Source organism: Anabaena sphaerica FACHB-251, assembly GCF_014696825.1.
Taxonomy (GTDB): domain Bacteria; phylum Cyanobacteriota; class Cyanobacteriia; order Cyanobacteriales; family Nostocaceae; genus RDYJ01.
On sequence record NZ_JACJQU010000011.1, the window covers coordinates 60,043 to 76,155 of the forward strand.

Genomic DNA, 16,113 nt, shown 5'->3' on the forward strand with positions numbered 1-16,113 from the left:
AATTGTCACCCGTCACATGATTTAATCTCAACTGGAAGACGAACTTGAAAACAGGTTTTACCAGAACAAGAGGTAAATCTGATATCACCTTTATGTTTGCCAACTACAGTCCTGTAAACAATATCCAAACCTAATCCTTTACCTTGTCCTACACTTTTTGTAGTGAAAAAAGGTTCAAAAATGCGGGATTGAATTTCCGGTGATATACCGTGTCCATTATCAATAATTTCTATTAAAACTTGATCATTTTCGCACTTAGTCCGAATAGAAATTTGACCTTGATTACAAATCGCATCCAAAGCATTATCAATCAGATGAGTCCATACTTGATTTAACTCACTGCCATAGGCGCTAATTCTGGGTAAATTACCGTATTCTCTAGTTATGACCACACCATCTTTGAATTTATGGTGCATCATCTTCAGGGTACTTTCTAAACCATCATGAACATTCACCTCTTGTAGAGGGGCGCGATCCATGTAGGAATAATCCTGAAGTGCCTTCACAAGCTCCGAGACACGATCTGAACCTGCTTTCAGTTCAGAAAGCAACCCCAATCCAGTTAAAGTGGCTTCTAGCCAAGCCAAGATATCTCCTAAAGACTGATCAGGTACTTGCTGAGTAATTTTGTCGATGTCTTCACCATTGAGTCCTACTGTCACCAAAGTAGGGGCTAATTTCCAACCATCTTTAACTCCATGATCTTCTAGCCAATCGATTAACTCATCTTCCTGATCGCACCGAGTCAGAGGAGAAATTTGAGAAGATTTTTGTTGACGTTCAATTACATCTTTTTGCAAATAAGCCAAATATTCAACTTGTTCTTTGTTGAGTTGCTGCTGACTAAGTTGAATAACCAAAGATGGCAAATGTTGAAACAGCTTTTGCAGTTCTCCAACACCACGTCTTACCGCTGCCATTGGGTTATTCATCTCGTGAGAAAGTCCAGCAGCCATTGTTCCCAAAGCTGCTAATTTTTCCCGTTGCTGGGACATAGATTGTAATTCTTGTAACCGCTGTGCCGTTGTTTGCAGAATAGAAGTAGTGACAGTAGGCATCGTGGCCAGCATTTGCCAAAATGTATCTTTTTCTAATTCCAGAATATGGCAAGGTTGCACAGCTGTACCAGTACCCGGTAATTGAGTTTGTCCGGTTAAAATTATCAACTCACCAAATAAGGTTTTAGGTCCATAATTTACCAAAACAATTTTCTCATTTCCTACTTGTTGACTAATTTGCACCTCACCGTCAATCAAAACAAAAACTTGATCAGCCGGATCACCAAAATCGCGATGTATTTCACCTGGTTGAAGCCAAACTTCTTTTCCTTGTTCACACAACCACCGTAATTGTTCGTCATTTAAACTGGCAAACAATTCTACTTGACGTAAAACTTCTATATCCAGCATTGTAATTTAGATGGGGAATGGGGAAGGGGTGCAGGGGTGCAGAGGTGCAGAGGTGCAGGGGTGCAGGGGAGAAATTTATTCTCCTGACTTTTGTAGAGACGTTCCGCCTTTTGTAGAGACGTTCCGCCTTTTGTAGAGACATTCCGCCTTTTGTAGAGACGTTCCGCCTTTTGTAGAGACGTTCCGCCTTTTGTAGAGACGTTCCGCCTTTTGTAGAGACGTTCCGCCTTTTGTAGAGACGTTCCGCCTTTTGTAGAGACGTTCCGCCGGAACGTCTCTACTTACAACACCTTAGCCAGATATTGATGAATGAAACTCACACAAATTGAGCCTTCACCGACACCGGAAGCCACCCGTTTTACAGAACCATGATGGACATCACCGACGGCAAAAATACCGGGTACGCTGGTTTCTAATAAATAAGGCTCTCTGTCTACATACCATCCCTTTGGACGTTTACCATCTTTAAACAAATCTGGACCGGTGAGGATAAAACCGCGTTCATCTCGCTCGACAATTCCTTCTAACCAGTCGGTATGAGGAACTGCACCGATGAAAATAAATAGGGAGTTAGCAGTAACAGTTTCTTGTTCACCAGTGACATTATTGAGAATAGTTAAGGCTTCTAAACTATCTTCACCTTTAGCTTCAATGACACTGCAATTGAGTTGAACAATAATGTTTTCTGTAGCACCAATCTGCTCAACGAGATACTGTGACATTCCCTTACCCAGATTGTCTGCACGGACTAACATATGCACTTGTTTGGCAAATTTACTAAAGTGCATGGCGGCTTGTCCGGCGGAGTTTGCACCCCCAATAATGTAGACTTGTTCGTTGCTACATTCCATTGCTTCGGTCATGGCTGCGCCGTAGTATACACCGCGACCTGTGAGTTTTTCGATTCCAGGGACGTTTAACCGTCGCCAAGATACACCCATTGCCAGCATTAAGGCATGACAAGCAATTTCTGAGCCGTCTTTGAGGATAGCGTAACGATAGAAACCATCGATGCGAATACCGCTGACTTCTTGGGGTGTGAGAATTTCTACACCAAAGCGTTTGGCTTGGGTAACTCCGCGTCTGGCTAAATCTGCACCGCTAAGACCGACAGGAAAGCCAAGATAGTTCTCAATTCTGGAGCTTGTACCTGCTTGTCCTCCGGGGGCTTCTCGTTCGATCATCACGGTTTTTAGCCCTTCTGATGCGCCATAAACTGCGGCGGCTAAACCTGCAGGACCACCACCAACAATGGCTAGGTCATAAAATGGTTGTTTGGCTTGAGTTTGCAGTCCTACTTTTTCGGCGATTTGGATGTTACTAGGTTTAACTAAACGTTCTCCGTCTCCTAAAATGACGAGGGGGAGGCTGAGTTTGTTTTCACCGCTGTAGTTGAGTAGTTCTTGTCCTTCTTTGTCGCGTTCAATGTCTAACCATTGATAAGGAACGTGGTTACGGGCGAGGAAATCTTTGATGTTATGGGAGTCAGGAGACCAACGATTACCAATAATGCGAATACCTTCAAAGGGTGGATGGTAGGAGGCTAACCAGTCATCTAGTAAATCGTTGAGGATGGGATATAAACGTTCTTCTGGTGGGTCCCAAGGTTTGGTTAAATAGTAATTGATATTGGTTTTATTGATGGCGGCGATCGCTGCATCCGTATCAGCGTAGGCTGTGAGTAATGCGCGTTTGGCTTCGGGAAAGATGGTGATTGCTTCTTGCAGAAATTCTATGCCAGTCATTTGCGGCATTCTTTGATCCGCTAGGAATAAGGCTACTGTTTCATTACGTAATTTTAATTCTTTGATGGCTTCTAGTGCCTGTGCGCCTGACTCTGCGCGTAAAATGCGGAAGCGATCGCCATATTCTCTTCGTAGATCACGAGCGATCGCTTGTAATACTTGCGGGTCATCATCCACGGTCAGAATCATCGGTTTAGCCATAATTTTTCCGTATCCTTTAGGTTTACGATTGCCTGAAGTAGTGTTATTTCATCCGCGCTACGCTAACAGCAGTAGTCATCTCACGTTGCTGAGTATAACCGCAGTTAGCACAAATTATGAGTTCTGGGGTTTAAATTTTTGTAATCTTTGATATAGCAATCCTAAATTATCAGCCTTTCAGGCACTTAAAGAACTCTACAAAAAGAAATGCCCAATGTCATATATTTAGATTATTACTATCTTGTTGATTGATAAATAATCGCAAAACTGATAATCCTAAGATTATTAAAAATAACACTAATCCAATTGTACAAGCATAGCTGAATTCTAAATTACTAAATGCCTGTTCATACAAATAATAAACAATTGTCTTAGAACTATTCAGGGGACCACCTCCAGTCATAATATAAACTTCTTCAAATACTTTAGTGGCAGAAATAGCAGAAATTACGGCTACTAAAGCTAAATAAGGCTGCATTAAAGGAATGGTAATATCTAAATGTTTGCGAATACCATCTGAACCATCAATTGCTGCGGCTTCGTAAATATCAGCAGGAATAGATTGCAACCCTGCTAAATAGATTACCATATAATATCCTAAGCCTTTCCAAATAGTCACAGCCATTACACTAGCTAGTGAAATTGGCAAAATTCCTAATATTTTGGCTGGACTAGTTAACCAGGGAATTCCTTCGGGAAATATACTGAAAGTTTTCAAAATTTGATTCAATAAACCGTTTTCTGCATACAACCATTTCCAAGCTATGCCTGCAACTATCATTGAAATTACTACAGGTGTATAATATGCAGTTCTAAACCAATTCATTCCCCGCAATTTTTGATTTACCAAAATTGCCAAAATTAAGGGAGCAATTACCAAAATCGGCACGACACAAACAAGATAGAGAAAGGTGTTTTCTAAGGTTTTCCAAAAAACTGCATCTTTCCACAACCGGAGAAAGTTTTCAAACCCTACCAATTTAGGTGCTTCCCCAATATCCTGATAGGTGGTGAAGCTGAGGTAAAATGCTTGCAGTGCTGGCCAAAAAACAGTTAACCCTAATAGAACTAAAGCAGGTAATAAAAATAAATAAGGCGTTAATTTATGTTGAATAATAAGCCATTTTTTGGGTGTTAATTGGTTCATCATATAGCAGCAGTCAGGAGTCAGGAGTCAGGGGTCAGGGGTCAGGAAGCAGCAAGTAATATATTATATTATTCTCCCCGTCTTCCCATCACCGTTATAACTCACAACTTGTGTAAATAGGCGATCGCTAAGTAGGTGGGTAGAAATAAATATCATACCCAGATAATAGACTTTTCAGGAAATCGCTGCCTTATCTCCTGAGCTTTTGATACTATGGCTTTTCAAGCAAGCATAGTAATTTATTTGATTAAGTTGGTCAGTTTGAGTAATTCTCGGCTGTGATGTAGGCAACTGCTAAAGGCGTTAATTCGCGTTCCAATTGAGTAATCACACTATGATCAAAATGTGACCAAATTCGTTTTTGACCAAAGACACAAGGCTGCAAAATTCCCCAGAGTTGACCATCTTGGCATAAGTGAGCATGAACCAGCGAGCGATGTCCAAAGTTCTGGCGCTCAAACTCTTTATTTACGACTTTTGGGCTTGCAGTTTCAACATCTTCAATATATACAGAAGCTTCAGTTCGCAGTGCAGCAGCAAACAAAGGGTCTTCTTGGGGCAATGATACTGGCTCTAATTTCCACTCGGAACCTGTCATATCTGGAATATTTTGATTTCGCCGCCAGCAATAAGCAACTTTGCCAAACTGAGTTTGAGGATTTCTCAAGTACAGAAAGCAGCGATCGCATTGTAATACTTCCCCAACTGCCGGCAGTATTGCAGAAAAGATAGAATCTGGCTCGATATATTTGTCTAAAATACTTTGTATGGTTTCTGGCAAAGCTAAGTAAGTCATTGAAAAGCAAGTTCTAAACTTACATATTTTCTCAATTACCTGTAACTAAAAGCATCATCCCACCGACACATATAATGCACAGGTTGGCGATTCCAATCCCCAAGATTGCCTTATCTGCCAGAGGGCTAGTAACGGCTTCAGGTTTTGCCTACCAGTCAACTCCGACCTTACCTGGCACTGTTTCGGCAAAATCAGGGTTACTTCTTTTTTTTGCGAAGGTGTTGTGTGGTATGAGCTATTTTTCATGTAATGTGCATAATAAAGCATTATTACCCAACCGAAAAGATCATGTTATTAGTTGCTTTATATCAGGTCAACAATTATTTATCAGAATTTATTGGTCAAATTTTTTATAGGGAAAATGATTTTTTAAATCAGTGAAAAATAAACATTGATAACTGATAAATGATAACAGATAACAGATAACAGATAAGTGAAAAAAGCAGCATCAGAGTACAAAGCTAATTTATTAGTGGTTGATGATCATCCTGACAATTTGCGTATACTATCTGCAATTCTTAGTCAGGAAGGGTACAAAGTCAGAAAAGCAATCAGTGGAGAAATCGCCTTAGATACAGTTAAAGTTGAAGCCCCTGATCTAATTCTGTTGGACATCAAGATGCCAAAAATTGATGGCTACAAGGTCTGCTCAATTCTCAAGCAAAGTAATGAAACTCGTGATATTCCCGTCATTTTTTTAAGTGCCTTGGATACTGCTGCTGATAGGGTGAAAGGATTTGAAGTAGGGGGTGTTGACTATATTACTAAACCTTTTCAAGTAGAAGATGTATTAGTTAGAATTAAACATCAACTCACTATTGTCAGACAACGCCAGGAACTTTATGAACATAATCAGGCCTTAATTCAAGAAATTCAGTATCGCAAACAAATTGAGTCCAAACTAAAATTGTTGCTAACAACGATTAATTTAGTCAGTCAAGCCCCCAATTTAAATCATGCCCTAGAAGCTGTTTTGCGCGAAGTTTGTCGGACGATTAATTGGGACTATGGTGAGGCTTGGATTGCTAATTTAGATGGTACAGAATTACAACTAGGTCAAGCTTATTATAAATTTTCTGATCAAGCTTTAAAAAAGTTTCATCAAGCAAGTTTAGAATACAGTTTTTCCTATGGAGTCAAACTAATAGGACAAGTTTGGGCAACTCAACAACCAGAATGGCTTGAAGATATTTCACAGGTGCAGGAAGATGTATTCTCACGGTTTGAACTGGTGCAGGATACAGGATTGAAAACTATCTTTGCTGTACCAATTACTATAGAAGGAAAGGTACTGGTGATTATGTGCTTCTTCCAGCGATCGCTCTTACCTTACAATTCAGAACTGGTAGAATTGGTAAATGCAGTTGCTCTAGAATTGAGTGGATTTATTGGGCGTAAGCAAACAGAAGAAGCTCTCAAACAAGCAAATAAAGAATTAGTAAGGTTAGCAAATCTAGATGGTTTAACAAAAATTGCCAATCGCCGCTGTTTTGATGAATCTCTTGCTCAAGAGTGGCTCCGACTGAAAAGGGAAAAATCACCCTTGGCACTGCTACTAGGCGATATAGATTATTTTAAGTATTATAACGATTATTATGGTCATCAGGCAGGTGATGAATGTCTGCGGCGAGTAGCAAAGGCAATGGCACAAAGCTGCAACCGCCCTGCTGATTTAGTCGCTCGGTATGGTGGTGAAGAATTTGCTATCTTACTGCCTAATACCGATTTAGATGGGGCAATTCATATTACTAAACAAATTCAGCAAGAAATAGCCAGGATAGCCATCTCTCATCAATATTCTGCCGCCAGTGAGCAAGTAACTTTGAGTATTGGCGTTGTCAGTATGGTTCCTACAAATGACACTTCACCAGAAGTCATCATTGCCGCAGCAGACCAGGCACTTTATAAGGCAAAAGCTCAAGGACGCAACACCTACTGTATTTATAGCCGTTGACAGGTAACAGGAGGCAGTTAGCTGATAACTGATATTTGATGAAATTGCTCAAATATGTGAGAAAAAATGACCTAATGATTAATAACAACCTAATATAGAAATTACTATCAAATCCTATTATTAAGAACTAATAAGTTAATTATGAAGATTGAGTAAATAGACTATGATTCTAATACAAACTAGTGTGCCACTGAAACTGTTAGAAAACTTGTTTTTTCTGGTAGCGAAATGTTAGTGGTACTGATAACAGATCAGCCGAAAAGTCGCTTAAATATTAAGAAACTTTGGTTCTGTTACTGTTGTCTACACTTTGTTTATAACACGTACACAACTGATGGAATCTCAGCGCCAGGTTTTAATCCGCTTTCTCTGGCGCTTTTTCATAGCTTGATCCCATAGACTTGGAAAAAAATCACCTCCAGCGAAGGTCAATCACTGGAGGATAGGAATCAAAGACATTGGAATGTGAACTAGTCTTGAGACCAATTTATCTTGCTCACAAACCTATTCACTCTATCGGAAGGAAAGGGTTTCTACTCATCCTGAATATATCAAAGGAAGTATTGTGGTCATTTCTGACTGAGATTCCGGGTAGATTAAATTTATCTCGAATAGAGGTAATAGGACGACTTTATACCGAATCTTCTATAGCCAAAATAGAGCATCAATATAGATGCACTAGCGAAGCCGCTTTGGGACTACCTAAAGCGGTTTTGTAGTAAATTTCATGGTTTGTTTAACCAGACATAAAAAAAGACCCCCGGTTGTACACCGAGGGATTCTGCAAGTCGGAATTATCGCACAAAGACATTCGCGCATCTAAGATAGCAATGCAACACTTCAAAAATCTGCCAAAATGCCATAAACATCAAAGGTCAGTATTAGATAATAAATATGTTATCCTTAATGCCAAGAATATATTAGGTTCTTGATTCAAAAATTATTCTGAGTTTATACTGAAAATTCTGAATAAATGAACAGAGTAAGTAGTTAAAATTAAAAAAAGGTAATACCCATAATACCCATATCCCCGACTTTTTTGAGAAGTCGGGGATCTATCTCCTCAGAAATGTTGACTCAATACTTGTCGGTTAAGGAAATGTAGGTTGGGTTGAGCGATAGCGAAACGCAACAAAATCCTTGATAATGTTGGGTTTCGTTCCTCAACCCAACCTACCGTATAATTACTTTTTAGGCTTAACCGAGCAGTATTGAATGTTGACTTACTTAATTATTTTTATCACAACCCACAAAATGAGAGAACTATACCCACTCATCCAACCCTACCGAAAAGATTATTTACAAGTTTCCCAGTTGCACAGGATTCATTTTGAAGAATCTGGTAATCCCCAAGGTCAACCAATTGTTTTACTGCATGGTGGTCCTGGTGGTGGATGTCCTCCCTTTTATCGACAATATTTCCACCCGGAAAAATGGCGATTGATTATGTTTGACCAGCGTGGTTGTGGTCAAAGTACACCTCATGCAGAATTGCGGGAAAATACGACTTGGGATTTAGTCAGCGATATTGAAAAATTACGGGAATATTTAGGTATAAAAAAGTGGGTTGTATTTGGTGGCAGTTGGGGTAGTACCTTGTCATTAGCTTATAGTCAAACCCATCCTTCTCGCTGCACAGGATTAATTTTGCGTGGCATTTTTATGTTAAGACAAAAGGAATTATCCTGGTTTTATCAAGAAGGTGCTAGTTATATTTTTCCTGATGCTTGGGAAGAATATCTGAAACCCATTCCCATCGCTGAACGTGGGGATATGATTAAAGCTTATTACAAACGCTTGACAAGTCCAGATTTACAAATTCAATTAGCAGCGGCGCGTGCTTGGTCAATTTGGGAAGCGAGTACAAGTAAACTATTATTAGATCCTACACTAATACAACAGTTTGGTGATGATGAATTTGCGGCAGCTTTTGCGCGGATTGAATGCCATTATTTTATTAATCAGGGCTTTTTTACAACTGAAAATCAATTATTAGAAAATGTTCACCGCATCCGTCATATTCCTGCTGTTATTGTCCAAGGACGCTATGATGTGGTTTGTCCGATGGTATCAGCTTGGGAATTACATCAAGCGTGGCCAGAAGCGGAATTTATTGTTGTTCCTGATGCGGGACATTCGATGAGTGAACCAGGAATTCGTACTGCTTTAATTGAGGCTACAGATAAGTTTACTTCCGTTTTGAAGTGATACAGTAGGAGTCAAGAGTCAGGAGTAAAACAGGCTTTGTGTATAGGTTTCAATTGAGATTCTGTACCTCATTGATCTGCAATCTGCTGTATTTGTGTTACAGCTATTTTCAGGTAAATGAACCACATTTTTAAATTTCACGCCAAGACGCAAAGGGAAAAAGATTAATTAAGGGTGTGGTAAAATATCAATAAACTTGAAAACTGCACTTAATCTTTAACGGCTTAATTTGCTTTCTTCCTTTGTGTACTTTGCGGTTATTTTCAGAAGAATTAAGTGTAACTTCATACATGAAAACTGATGTAAAATCTTAACGCTCTCCTCTCAAATTATCGAAACAATCTGGTCTAAAACCGGACTTCGTCCAAAGTTTTTGCAGAGGGGCATAAATCCCCGTTACAAAATCGGCCTCCTGCCCCCTGCCTCCTGCCTCCTGCCTTCGTTATACGACCCATACCAATGATGTACCGCTAACCACCCAACTGATAACAAACCTGCCAGACTCAGAGTGATACCACTAAAGGGTATTAATAATCCAAATACAGGTAAAATTGCTCCAGCAATAGTACAAATAATTGCGGCTAAAGCAGCTTGACTATTTGCACCTAAACCATAGGTTAAACCCAGTAAAATCAATGAAATCATCAACCAAGCTATTTCTGCATTGATTACCCGCGCCATGTAGGTTAAAGTTAACAAACAAGCGAAGAAAATACCCGCCGCGATCGCCACATTTTTTAAACTCATTGGTAGGGACAAATATAAAAGCAATATCCACCACAAAAATAACGCTGGAGCTAACAGTAACAACCGGGGAATAATGCCAGTTTTACCAATTGGTTGGGTGCTGGTAAATACGCCAAAGGGATTTCTCACGGAGACGTTATCATCAAATATCCAAGTAAATTGAGTGCTGTCACTACCACTTTTAATTTCATGAGGAACAATACCACTAGCAAAGTCGGCATTTCTAAAATTAGCAGTTGCTGTGAGACGAAATTGAGAAAGTAACTGATTGGTAGCATTATAAACCCAACGTGGTCCACCTTGCGCTTGATAGGTAACTCTCAATGTGGTTTCTTGTCCTGGTTCTAAGCGAAAGGGAAAACCATAATCTCCAGGGTTAGTTTGTTTTAATCTGGTTCCATCTCGTTCTACTTTGTAACTAGATAGTAGTGTGTAACCTGATGGTGGGGGTGCTTCAAAGAAAAAACTATTAATATCACTTAATTGGTTGATGATTTTGTAATCAGCAGTGTAGTCTGTGCTATAAATGGCACTACGATTTTGAACGTTTACACTTTGGTCAATCTTAACTTGAATTTGTGAGCCGGCTAAGTTGAGATAGCGGGTAACTTTTTGTTTATCATTCACCTTAACTATTCTGCCGTTAACTTGGGTAGTATAGCTGTATGGTTCTTCGGTGACATAACGTACTTGGGGCGCATTTTGTTCTAATTTATCACCTGCTACACTTTCGGATACTTGTGCCACTTTTGCTTGTTCCCAATGGTGATAACGGTTGCTTAAAGTGGAAGTGAAGAAAAATCCGGTAACTAATAAAATTAAAATCAGGGCTAAATGTTGTAGTCCTTTGAGAAGTTGGGAATAACGAATCGACCATTCCCCAAAGAAAACAGCTTGTTCGCTGGTGTTTTGTCTCAGGGAAAAACTGATGAGGGCGATCGCTACTCCCAAGGCTACAATTAAAAATACAAATAATAGTGAACCTTGAAGTAGTTGCGTGCCAAACTTGATTAACTCATCAGGATGTGTTAAATCTGGCAGTCCGGGTATACCTTGAGCAGAAGGGGACATGGGTAGATATGTAGATTTTCAAATATTTAAACAACTTGACAGATAGAATTTCGCAAAAGTTTCTGCAAAAATACTATAGGAAGCCTGTTTGATTATTGAAATTATTCGTAGAGGGAGGGAACTCTAAACAGGGAACAGGGAACAGAAAACAAGGAATCAAGGCATACTGAGTTTTTTATGGCTTACGCCACGCTACGCTATCAAAAATCAAATAGTAGTCCTATAGAAAAACAGTGTGAAATTTAATGACTAAAATTCAATTACAAAGCAAAGATACACAGATGCAACAAAGCACTATCCCACACTTAGGGTTGGTTTGCATCACTATTGATAAGCAAGTGCGTTTTCGGACTATTACCCGCACTCGTTATTTAACACTTTCTCTTCAACAACGTGAAGATACCCTCAGAGAACTTTATCAGCATAATTTGCGCTACTTGGATGGGGCGTTAACTTTCTGTCAACAGCAGAATATTCGGCTTTATCGAATGACTTCGGCTTTATTTCCAATGAGTGATCTGGAAGATGAAATTGGCGCAAATATTTTAGCAGAAATGAGCGTTGATTTAAGTAAAATTGGGCAACGCTCCCAAAGTTTAGGAATCAGGATGGTGTTGCATCCTGATCAATTTGTAGTGTTGAGTTCTGATTCTGATGAAGTCATAGAAAACAGTATCAAAATTTTAGCAAACCACGCCCACACTTTAGATTTACTCGGTTTACCTCAGTCACCTTGGGCGTTAATGAATATTCATGGTGGTAAGTCCCAACGTGCAGAAAAGTTGGTCAAGGTAATTTCTGAACTACCACCAGGCATCAAAAACCGCTTGACTTTAGAAAATGATGAATATGCCTATAATGCCAGGGATATATTAGCTGTATGTGAACAGGCAGGTATACCGATGGTTTTTGATGCCCATCACCATATTTGCTATGAAAATTTAGATTCTTATAATCATTCAAGTGTAGAGTGTATGGTTTTGGCTGCGCGAGAAACTTGGAAAAATCCAGATTGGCAGTTAGTACACATATCTAATGGTGAATCAGGTTTTAATGATAGAAAGCACAGTGATTTAATTACTGCTATGCCTGATGCTTATTACCAAGTACCTTGGATAGAGGTGGAAGCGAAACACAAAGAAAAAGCGATCGCTCATTTGCGGGATTGGTGGTTAATTCAGAAGAATTAAGGATATATTAACTTTACTTAGGTATTTTCCTCCTGGTGCAAAATAATAAAATCAGATATGGCGATTGCGATTGATTTTGGTACTAGCAACACAGTGATTACTCGCTGGAACCCCGTCACCCAGCAGCCAGAAACCTTGACTTTAGCGGGTTTTTCTATTCAACAAAGTCTCAATCCCCCACTGATTCCTAGCTTGGTCTATGTAGAAGAAGCGAGTCAGGGTAAAATCTTAGTTGGCCAGCAAGTGCGCGATCGCGGTTTGGATCTCAAAGGTAATACCAGGTTTTTCCGTAGCTTTAAACGCGGTATAGGGGCAGATATTCAGGGTTTTTTACCAGAACTGGATGGGGAAATTATCACCTTTGAAAAAGTGGGCAAATGGTTTTTAACCAGGCTAATTGAAGAATTAGCACCCATGGAAGGTGGTTTAGATTCTTTGGTTTTAACCGTACCTGTAGACAGTTTTGAAGCTTATCGCCACTGGTTAGGCCAAGTTTGTCAAGCACTGCCTGTAGAACAAGTAAGGATATTAGATGAACCCACGGCCGCAGCGTTGGGTTATGGTTTAACAGCACAAGAAAATCTGTTAGTAATTGATTTTGGTGGTGGGACATTAGATTTGTCCTTGGTACGTCTAGATCAAAAGGTACAAGCTAATCCTAAACCAGTAGGATTTTTATTGAAGTGGGGTAATAAATCCCTAGCTGAAGATTCAAAACAAAAGGTAAAAACTGCCCGTGTACTAGCAAAAGCAGGAGAAAATTTAGGTGGTACAGATATTGATAATTGGATAGTTGATTACTTTGCTAAAACTAAAGGGTTGCCAGTCAATTCTTTAATTACTCAGTTAGCGGAACGGGTAAAAATTCAGTTATCTACCCAAAATCAAGCGAGTGAAGTTTATTTTAATGATGAGACTTTTGAAAGTTATGAATTGGATCTTGACCGCCAAATTTTAGAGAATATCCTCAAAGAAAATGGATTTTTTGACAAGTTACATGATGCCATGATGACATTGTTACAGCAAGCCCGTCGTCAAGGAATCGAACTTGATGATATTAATGCCGTTTTGTTAGTGGGTGGAACTGTGCAGTTACCCGCAGTGCAGACATGGGTAAGCCAATATTTTGAACCTGAAAAAATCCGTTGTGAACGTCCGTTTGAAGCGATCGCTCAAGGTGCGCTACAAATTACACAAGGTTTGGAAATTAAAGACTTTCTTTATCATAGCTATGGTGTACGGTACTGGGATCGACGTAACCAGCGTCATAGTTGGCAACCCATTATTAAAGCAGGTCAAGCTTATCCCATGAGTCAACCAGTAGAATTAGTTTTGGGTGCTTCTAGGGAAAATCAACCCAGTATTGAGTTAATTTTGGGAGAATTGGGGGACGAAACAGGAGATACAGAAGTTTATTTTGATGGTGAACGCTTAGTAACTCGCAAAATTAAATGTTTGACAACCACCGTCAAACCCCTCAATGATAGTGAAGGTGCGAGAAATATTGCTCAACTTTCACCCCCTGGTTTTCCAGGGAGCGATCGTATTAAAATCCTCTTTCAAGTCGATGAACAACGTTTTTTAAGAATTACCGTTGAGGACTTGTTAACTAATGATACCTTGGTAGAAAATCAACTTGTAGCGCAGTTGAGTTAAATACAGCAAATTTCATCTGAGTAAGGCTTCTGTGAGCGTCAGCGGCTCGACGGAGGCTTCTCCGAATGTCCGAACGGTACACAAGGGTGGGCTTTCCTGCCCACAGCAGTCATAGAAGAATCTCTAATCATTAAATATTTGATAAATACTAATTCCTCGTTCTGAATAATTCTCATAAATATGCTGATAAACCTCCAGACATTTTTTCTCATACACTTCTATTGAATAACTTGGAGGTAATTTATCTAGAATATCTTTAATTGTCACTTCTACACCTGCTCTAGTTTGCTGACGTTTTCTCCAGTCTAAAACTAACTTCTCTCGTTTTAATATTTCTAGTAGTTCCCTTGCTACTTGTTTGACTTTATCAGTGCGAAATTTTTGAATTAATGTAAATATATAACGATGGTCTTCTTTAAGTAACAATTTTAAATGTTCAGCGTTTTTTGCTCTCACTTCTTGTTCTGGTTCTGTGACTACACCAGCATAGGCAAAGTTTTTATAAATTTGGTCGTCTAGGTCTTCTCTATCTGTGATAATTAAAAATGTCCAGTTTCCTATTAGTTTACGCAGGATTTTTTGAGAAAAGAATACCATAGAATAGCTTTTACCGCTTCCTTGAGTATGCCAAAATACACCTAACTTACCTTGGTTTTGTTGAATTTTTTTAACTCCCTCAATGGCACTATTAACCCCTAAAAACTGATGATTTTTAGCTACTATTTTTACTAATGAACCTTTAGCTGTATAGAAAAAGATAAAATTTTCTATCAGGTCTAGAAGTCGCGTTTTGTCACAAGTTCCTTTAATTATTGTGTCTAGAGAAATTATGCCTTCTTCACCTTCACTATTGATTTTCTTCCATTCGCTATAGTATTCCCAGGATGCTGTTAAACTACCGATGCGGCTTTTACTACCATTAGAAAGGATAATGAAGGCGTTGTACCAGAAAAGCTGAGGTATTGTATTGTTTGTTTGTAGTCTTGAAGATTGTTTTTATAGGCTAATTCTAAGCGTTTATGATGTGCCTTCAGTTCAATAAATACTAAGGGTAAACCATTTACAAACCCTATTAAGTCAGCACGTCTAGTATATATTTCTCCTGTCACCCAAAATTGAGAAGCTAGGAAGAAATCATTATTAGTAGGTGTTTCCCAGTCAATAACCTTAACTGTTTCTACCTGTTCTTCATCATTATCATCTTTGAAGCTGACTTTTACCCCAGTTTTTAGTAGTTGGTAAATTTCTTTATTAGCGTTTTCTAATGCTTGTTCTGAGTCGGGGTGAAGGTAGCGCATAGGTGCTGGTGTGATTACGCAGGGTTTTGTATTTATTATGCGCTATTTTTTAATTGGATGGTAGAGACGACCCGATGGGTCGTCTCCTCCATGCAGGTCGTCTAATTGAATTTTCTCACATTGAAATTCGCCGGATGATGTTCATCTTCTTCCCATTTCATAGGATTATTAATAATATATTCTCGAATTTGATTTAGAGCTTCTTCATCACGGATAATATGGTCATGAAATCTACTTTGCCACCGAAAATCTGTATATCCAGCCGCCCAAATTTGTTTGGTGCAAACTGATTTGAATTGACCAATTATTGAACCTAGAGAATTAGATTGTAATCGCGTTTTATCCGTAGAGACGTTCCGATGTGTAGAGACGACCCGCCGGGTCGTCTCTACGAGGGTTTTATCAATAATCACAATACCATGTAGATGATTTGGCATAATTACCCAAGCATCTAATTTAATATTAGGGCGAATTTCTTCTGTTTTTTGCCACTCTACAGCGACAATTTCACTAATGAGATTTAAAACCATTTCCCCATTAATAATTTCTCCAAAAAAAGGGTGTTTATTGTAGGTGCAAATAGTGACGAAATAATAGCCGTTAGATGTATAATCCCACTTTGGACATCTTGCTGATTCAATGCGATATTTATTTTTGTATAGAGTCATGGAAATCAAATTGATGTTGTTAT

The 16,113-nt window shown here is 39.1% G+C and carries 12 protein-coding genes; 4 read left to right on the plus strand and 8 right to left on the minus strand.

The window, feature by feature from the left end; translation table 11 throughout:
- Positions 1–5 precede the first annotated feature (5 nt).
- The 4 genes from H6G06_RS27840 to H6G06_RS17615 all read right to left on the minus strand — a co-directional run bounded on the left by H6G06_RS27840 (position 6) and on the right by H6G06_RS17615 (position 5,298).
- Positions 6–1,409 carry an ATP-binding protein gene (locus H6G06_RS27840; RefSeq protein WP_190562439.1) on the minus strand — a complete coding sequence of 468 codons (1,404 nt, stop codon included), beginning with the start codon at positions 1,407–1,409 and terminating at the stop codon, positions 6–8.
- A 281-nt stretch (positions 1,410–1,690) separates the two neighbouring features.
- Complete coding sequence (locus H6G06_RS17605) at positions 1,691–3,355, minus strand: FAD-dependent oxidoreductase (protein WP_190562441.1); 1,665 nt, start codon at positions 3,353–3,355, stop codon at positions 1,691–1,693.
- 217 nt (positions 3,356–3,572) lie between these two features.
- The gene (locus tag H6G06_RS17610) at positions 3,573–4,502 is read right to left on the minus strand and encodes a carbohydrate ABC transporter permease (RefSeq protein WP_190562588.1); all 930 of its coding nucleotides are present in this window, start codon (positions 4,500–4,502) and stop codon (positions 3,573–3,575) included.
- A 256-nt stretch (positions 4,503–4,758) separates the two neighbouring features.
- Complete coding sequence (locus H6G06_RS17615) at positions 4,759–5,298, minus strand: GAF domain-containing protein (protein ID WP_190562443.1); 540 nt, start codon at positions 5,296–5,298, stop codon at positions 4,759–4,761.
- A gap of 433 nt (positions 5,299–5,731) precedes the next feature.
- On the opposite strand from H6G06_RS17615, the gene H6G06_RS28010 reads away from it, so the two are divergent.
- Together H6G06_RS28010 and pip are read left to right on the plus strand one after the other, a co-directional pair.
- Positions 5,732–7,252 (plus strand): diguanylate cyclase domain-containing protein, encoded by a 1,521-nt coding sequence (locus H6G06_RS28010; protein WP_190562454.1) that lies wholly within the window; start codon positions 5,732–5,734, stop codon positions 7,250–7,252.
- A 1,254-nt stretch (positions 7,253–8,506) separates the two neighbouring features.
- A complete protein-coding gene (pip, locus tag H6G06_RS17625) occupies positions 8,507–9,460 on the plus strand; it encodes a prolyl aminopeptidase (RefSeq protein ID WP_190562590.1) in 954 nt (317 codons plus the stop codon).
- 396 nt (positions 9,461–9,856) lie between these two features.
- Here the strand turns inward: pip and H6G06_RS17630 are convergent, their stop codons facing one another.
- Complete coding sequence (locus H6G06_RS17630; RefSeq protein WP_190562456.1) at positions 9,857–11,278, minus strand: hypothetical protein; 1,422 nt, start codon at positions 11,276–11,278, stop codon at positions 9,857–9,859.
- A gap of 245 nt (positions 11,279–11,523) precedes the next feature.
- On the opposite strand from H6G06_RS17630, the gene uvsE reads away from it, so the two are divergent.
- Together uvsE and H6G06_RS17640 are read left to right on the plus strand one after the other, a co-directional pair.
- A complete protein-coding gene (uvsE, locus tag H6G06_RS17635) occupies positions 11,524–12,468 on the plus strand; it encodes a UV DNA damage repair endonuclease UvsE (RefSeq protein WP_190562458.1) in 945 nt (314 codons plus the stop codon).
- Between the two features lie 57 nt (positions 12,469–12,525).
- On the plus strand, positions 12,526–14,124 hold the full coding sequence (locus tag H6G06_RS17640) for an Hsp70 family protein (protein ID WP_190562460.1): 1,599 nt from the start codon (positions 12,526–12,528) through the stop codon (positions 14,122–14,124).
- A 123-nt stretch (positions 14,125–14,247) separates the two neighbouring features.
- Here H6G06_RS17640 and H6G06_RS17645 read toward each other — a convergent pair whose 3' ends face one another.
- The 3 genes from H6G06_RS17645 to H6G06_RS17655 form a co-directional block, all read right to left on the minus strand.
- The gene (locus H6G06_RS17645) at positions 14,248–15,087 is read right to left on the minus strand and encodes a DEAD/DEAH box helicase family protein (protein WP_338422953.1); all 840 of its coding nucleotides are present in this window, start codon (positions 15,085–15,087) and stop codon (positions 14,248–14,250) included.
- The gene (locus H6G06_RS17650; protein ID WP_190562462.1) at positions 15,015–15,422 is read right to left on the minus strand and encodes a type I restriction endonuclease; all 408 of its coding nucleotides are present in this window, start codon (positions 15,420–15,422) and stop codon (positions 15,015–15,017) included. Before H6G06_RS17650 ends, H6G06_RS17645 begins: the two co-directional genes overlap by 73 nt.
- Before the next feature lie 101 nt (positions 15,423–15,523).
- Positions 15,524–16,090: a transposase gene (locus H6G06_RS17655; protein WP_190562464.1), complete on the minus strand. Its 567-nt coding sequence runs from the start codon at positions 16,088–16,090 to the stop codon at positions 15,524–15,526.
- Positions 16,091–16,113: the final 23 nt, after the last annotated feature.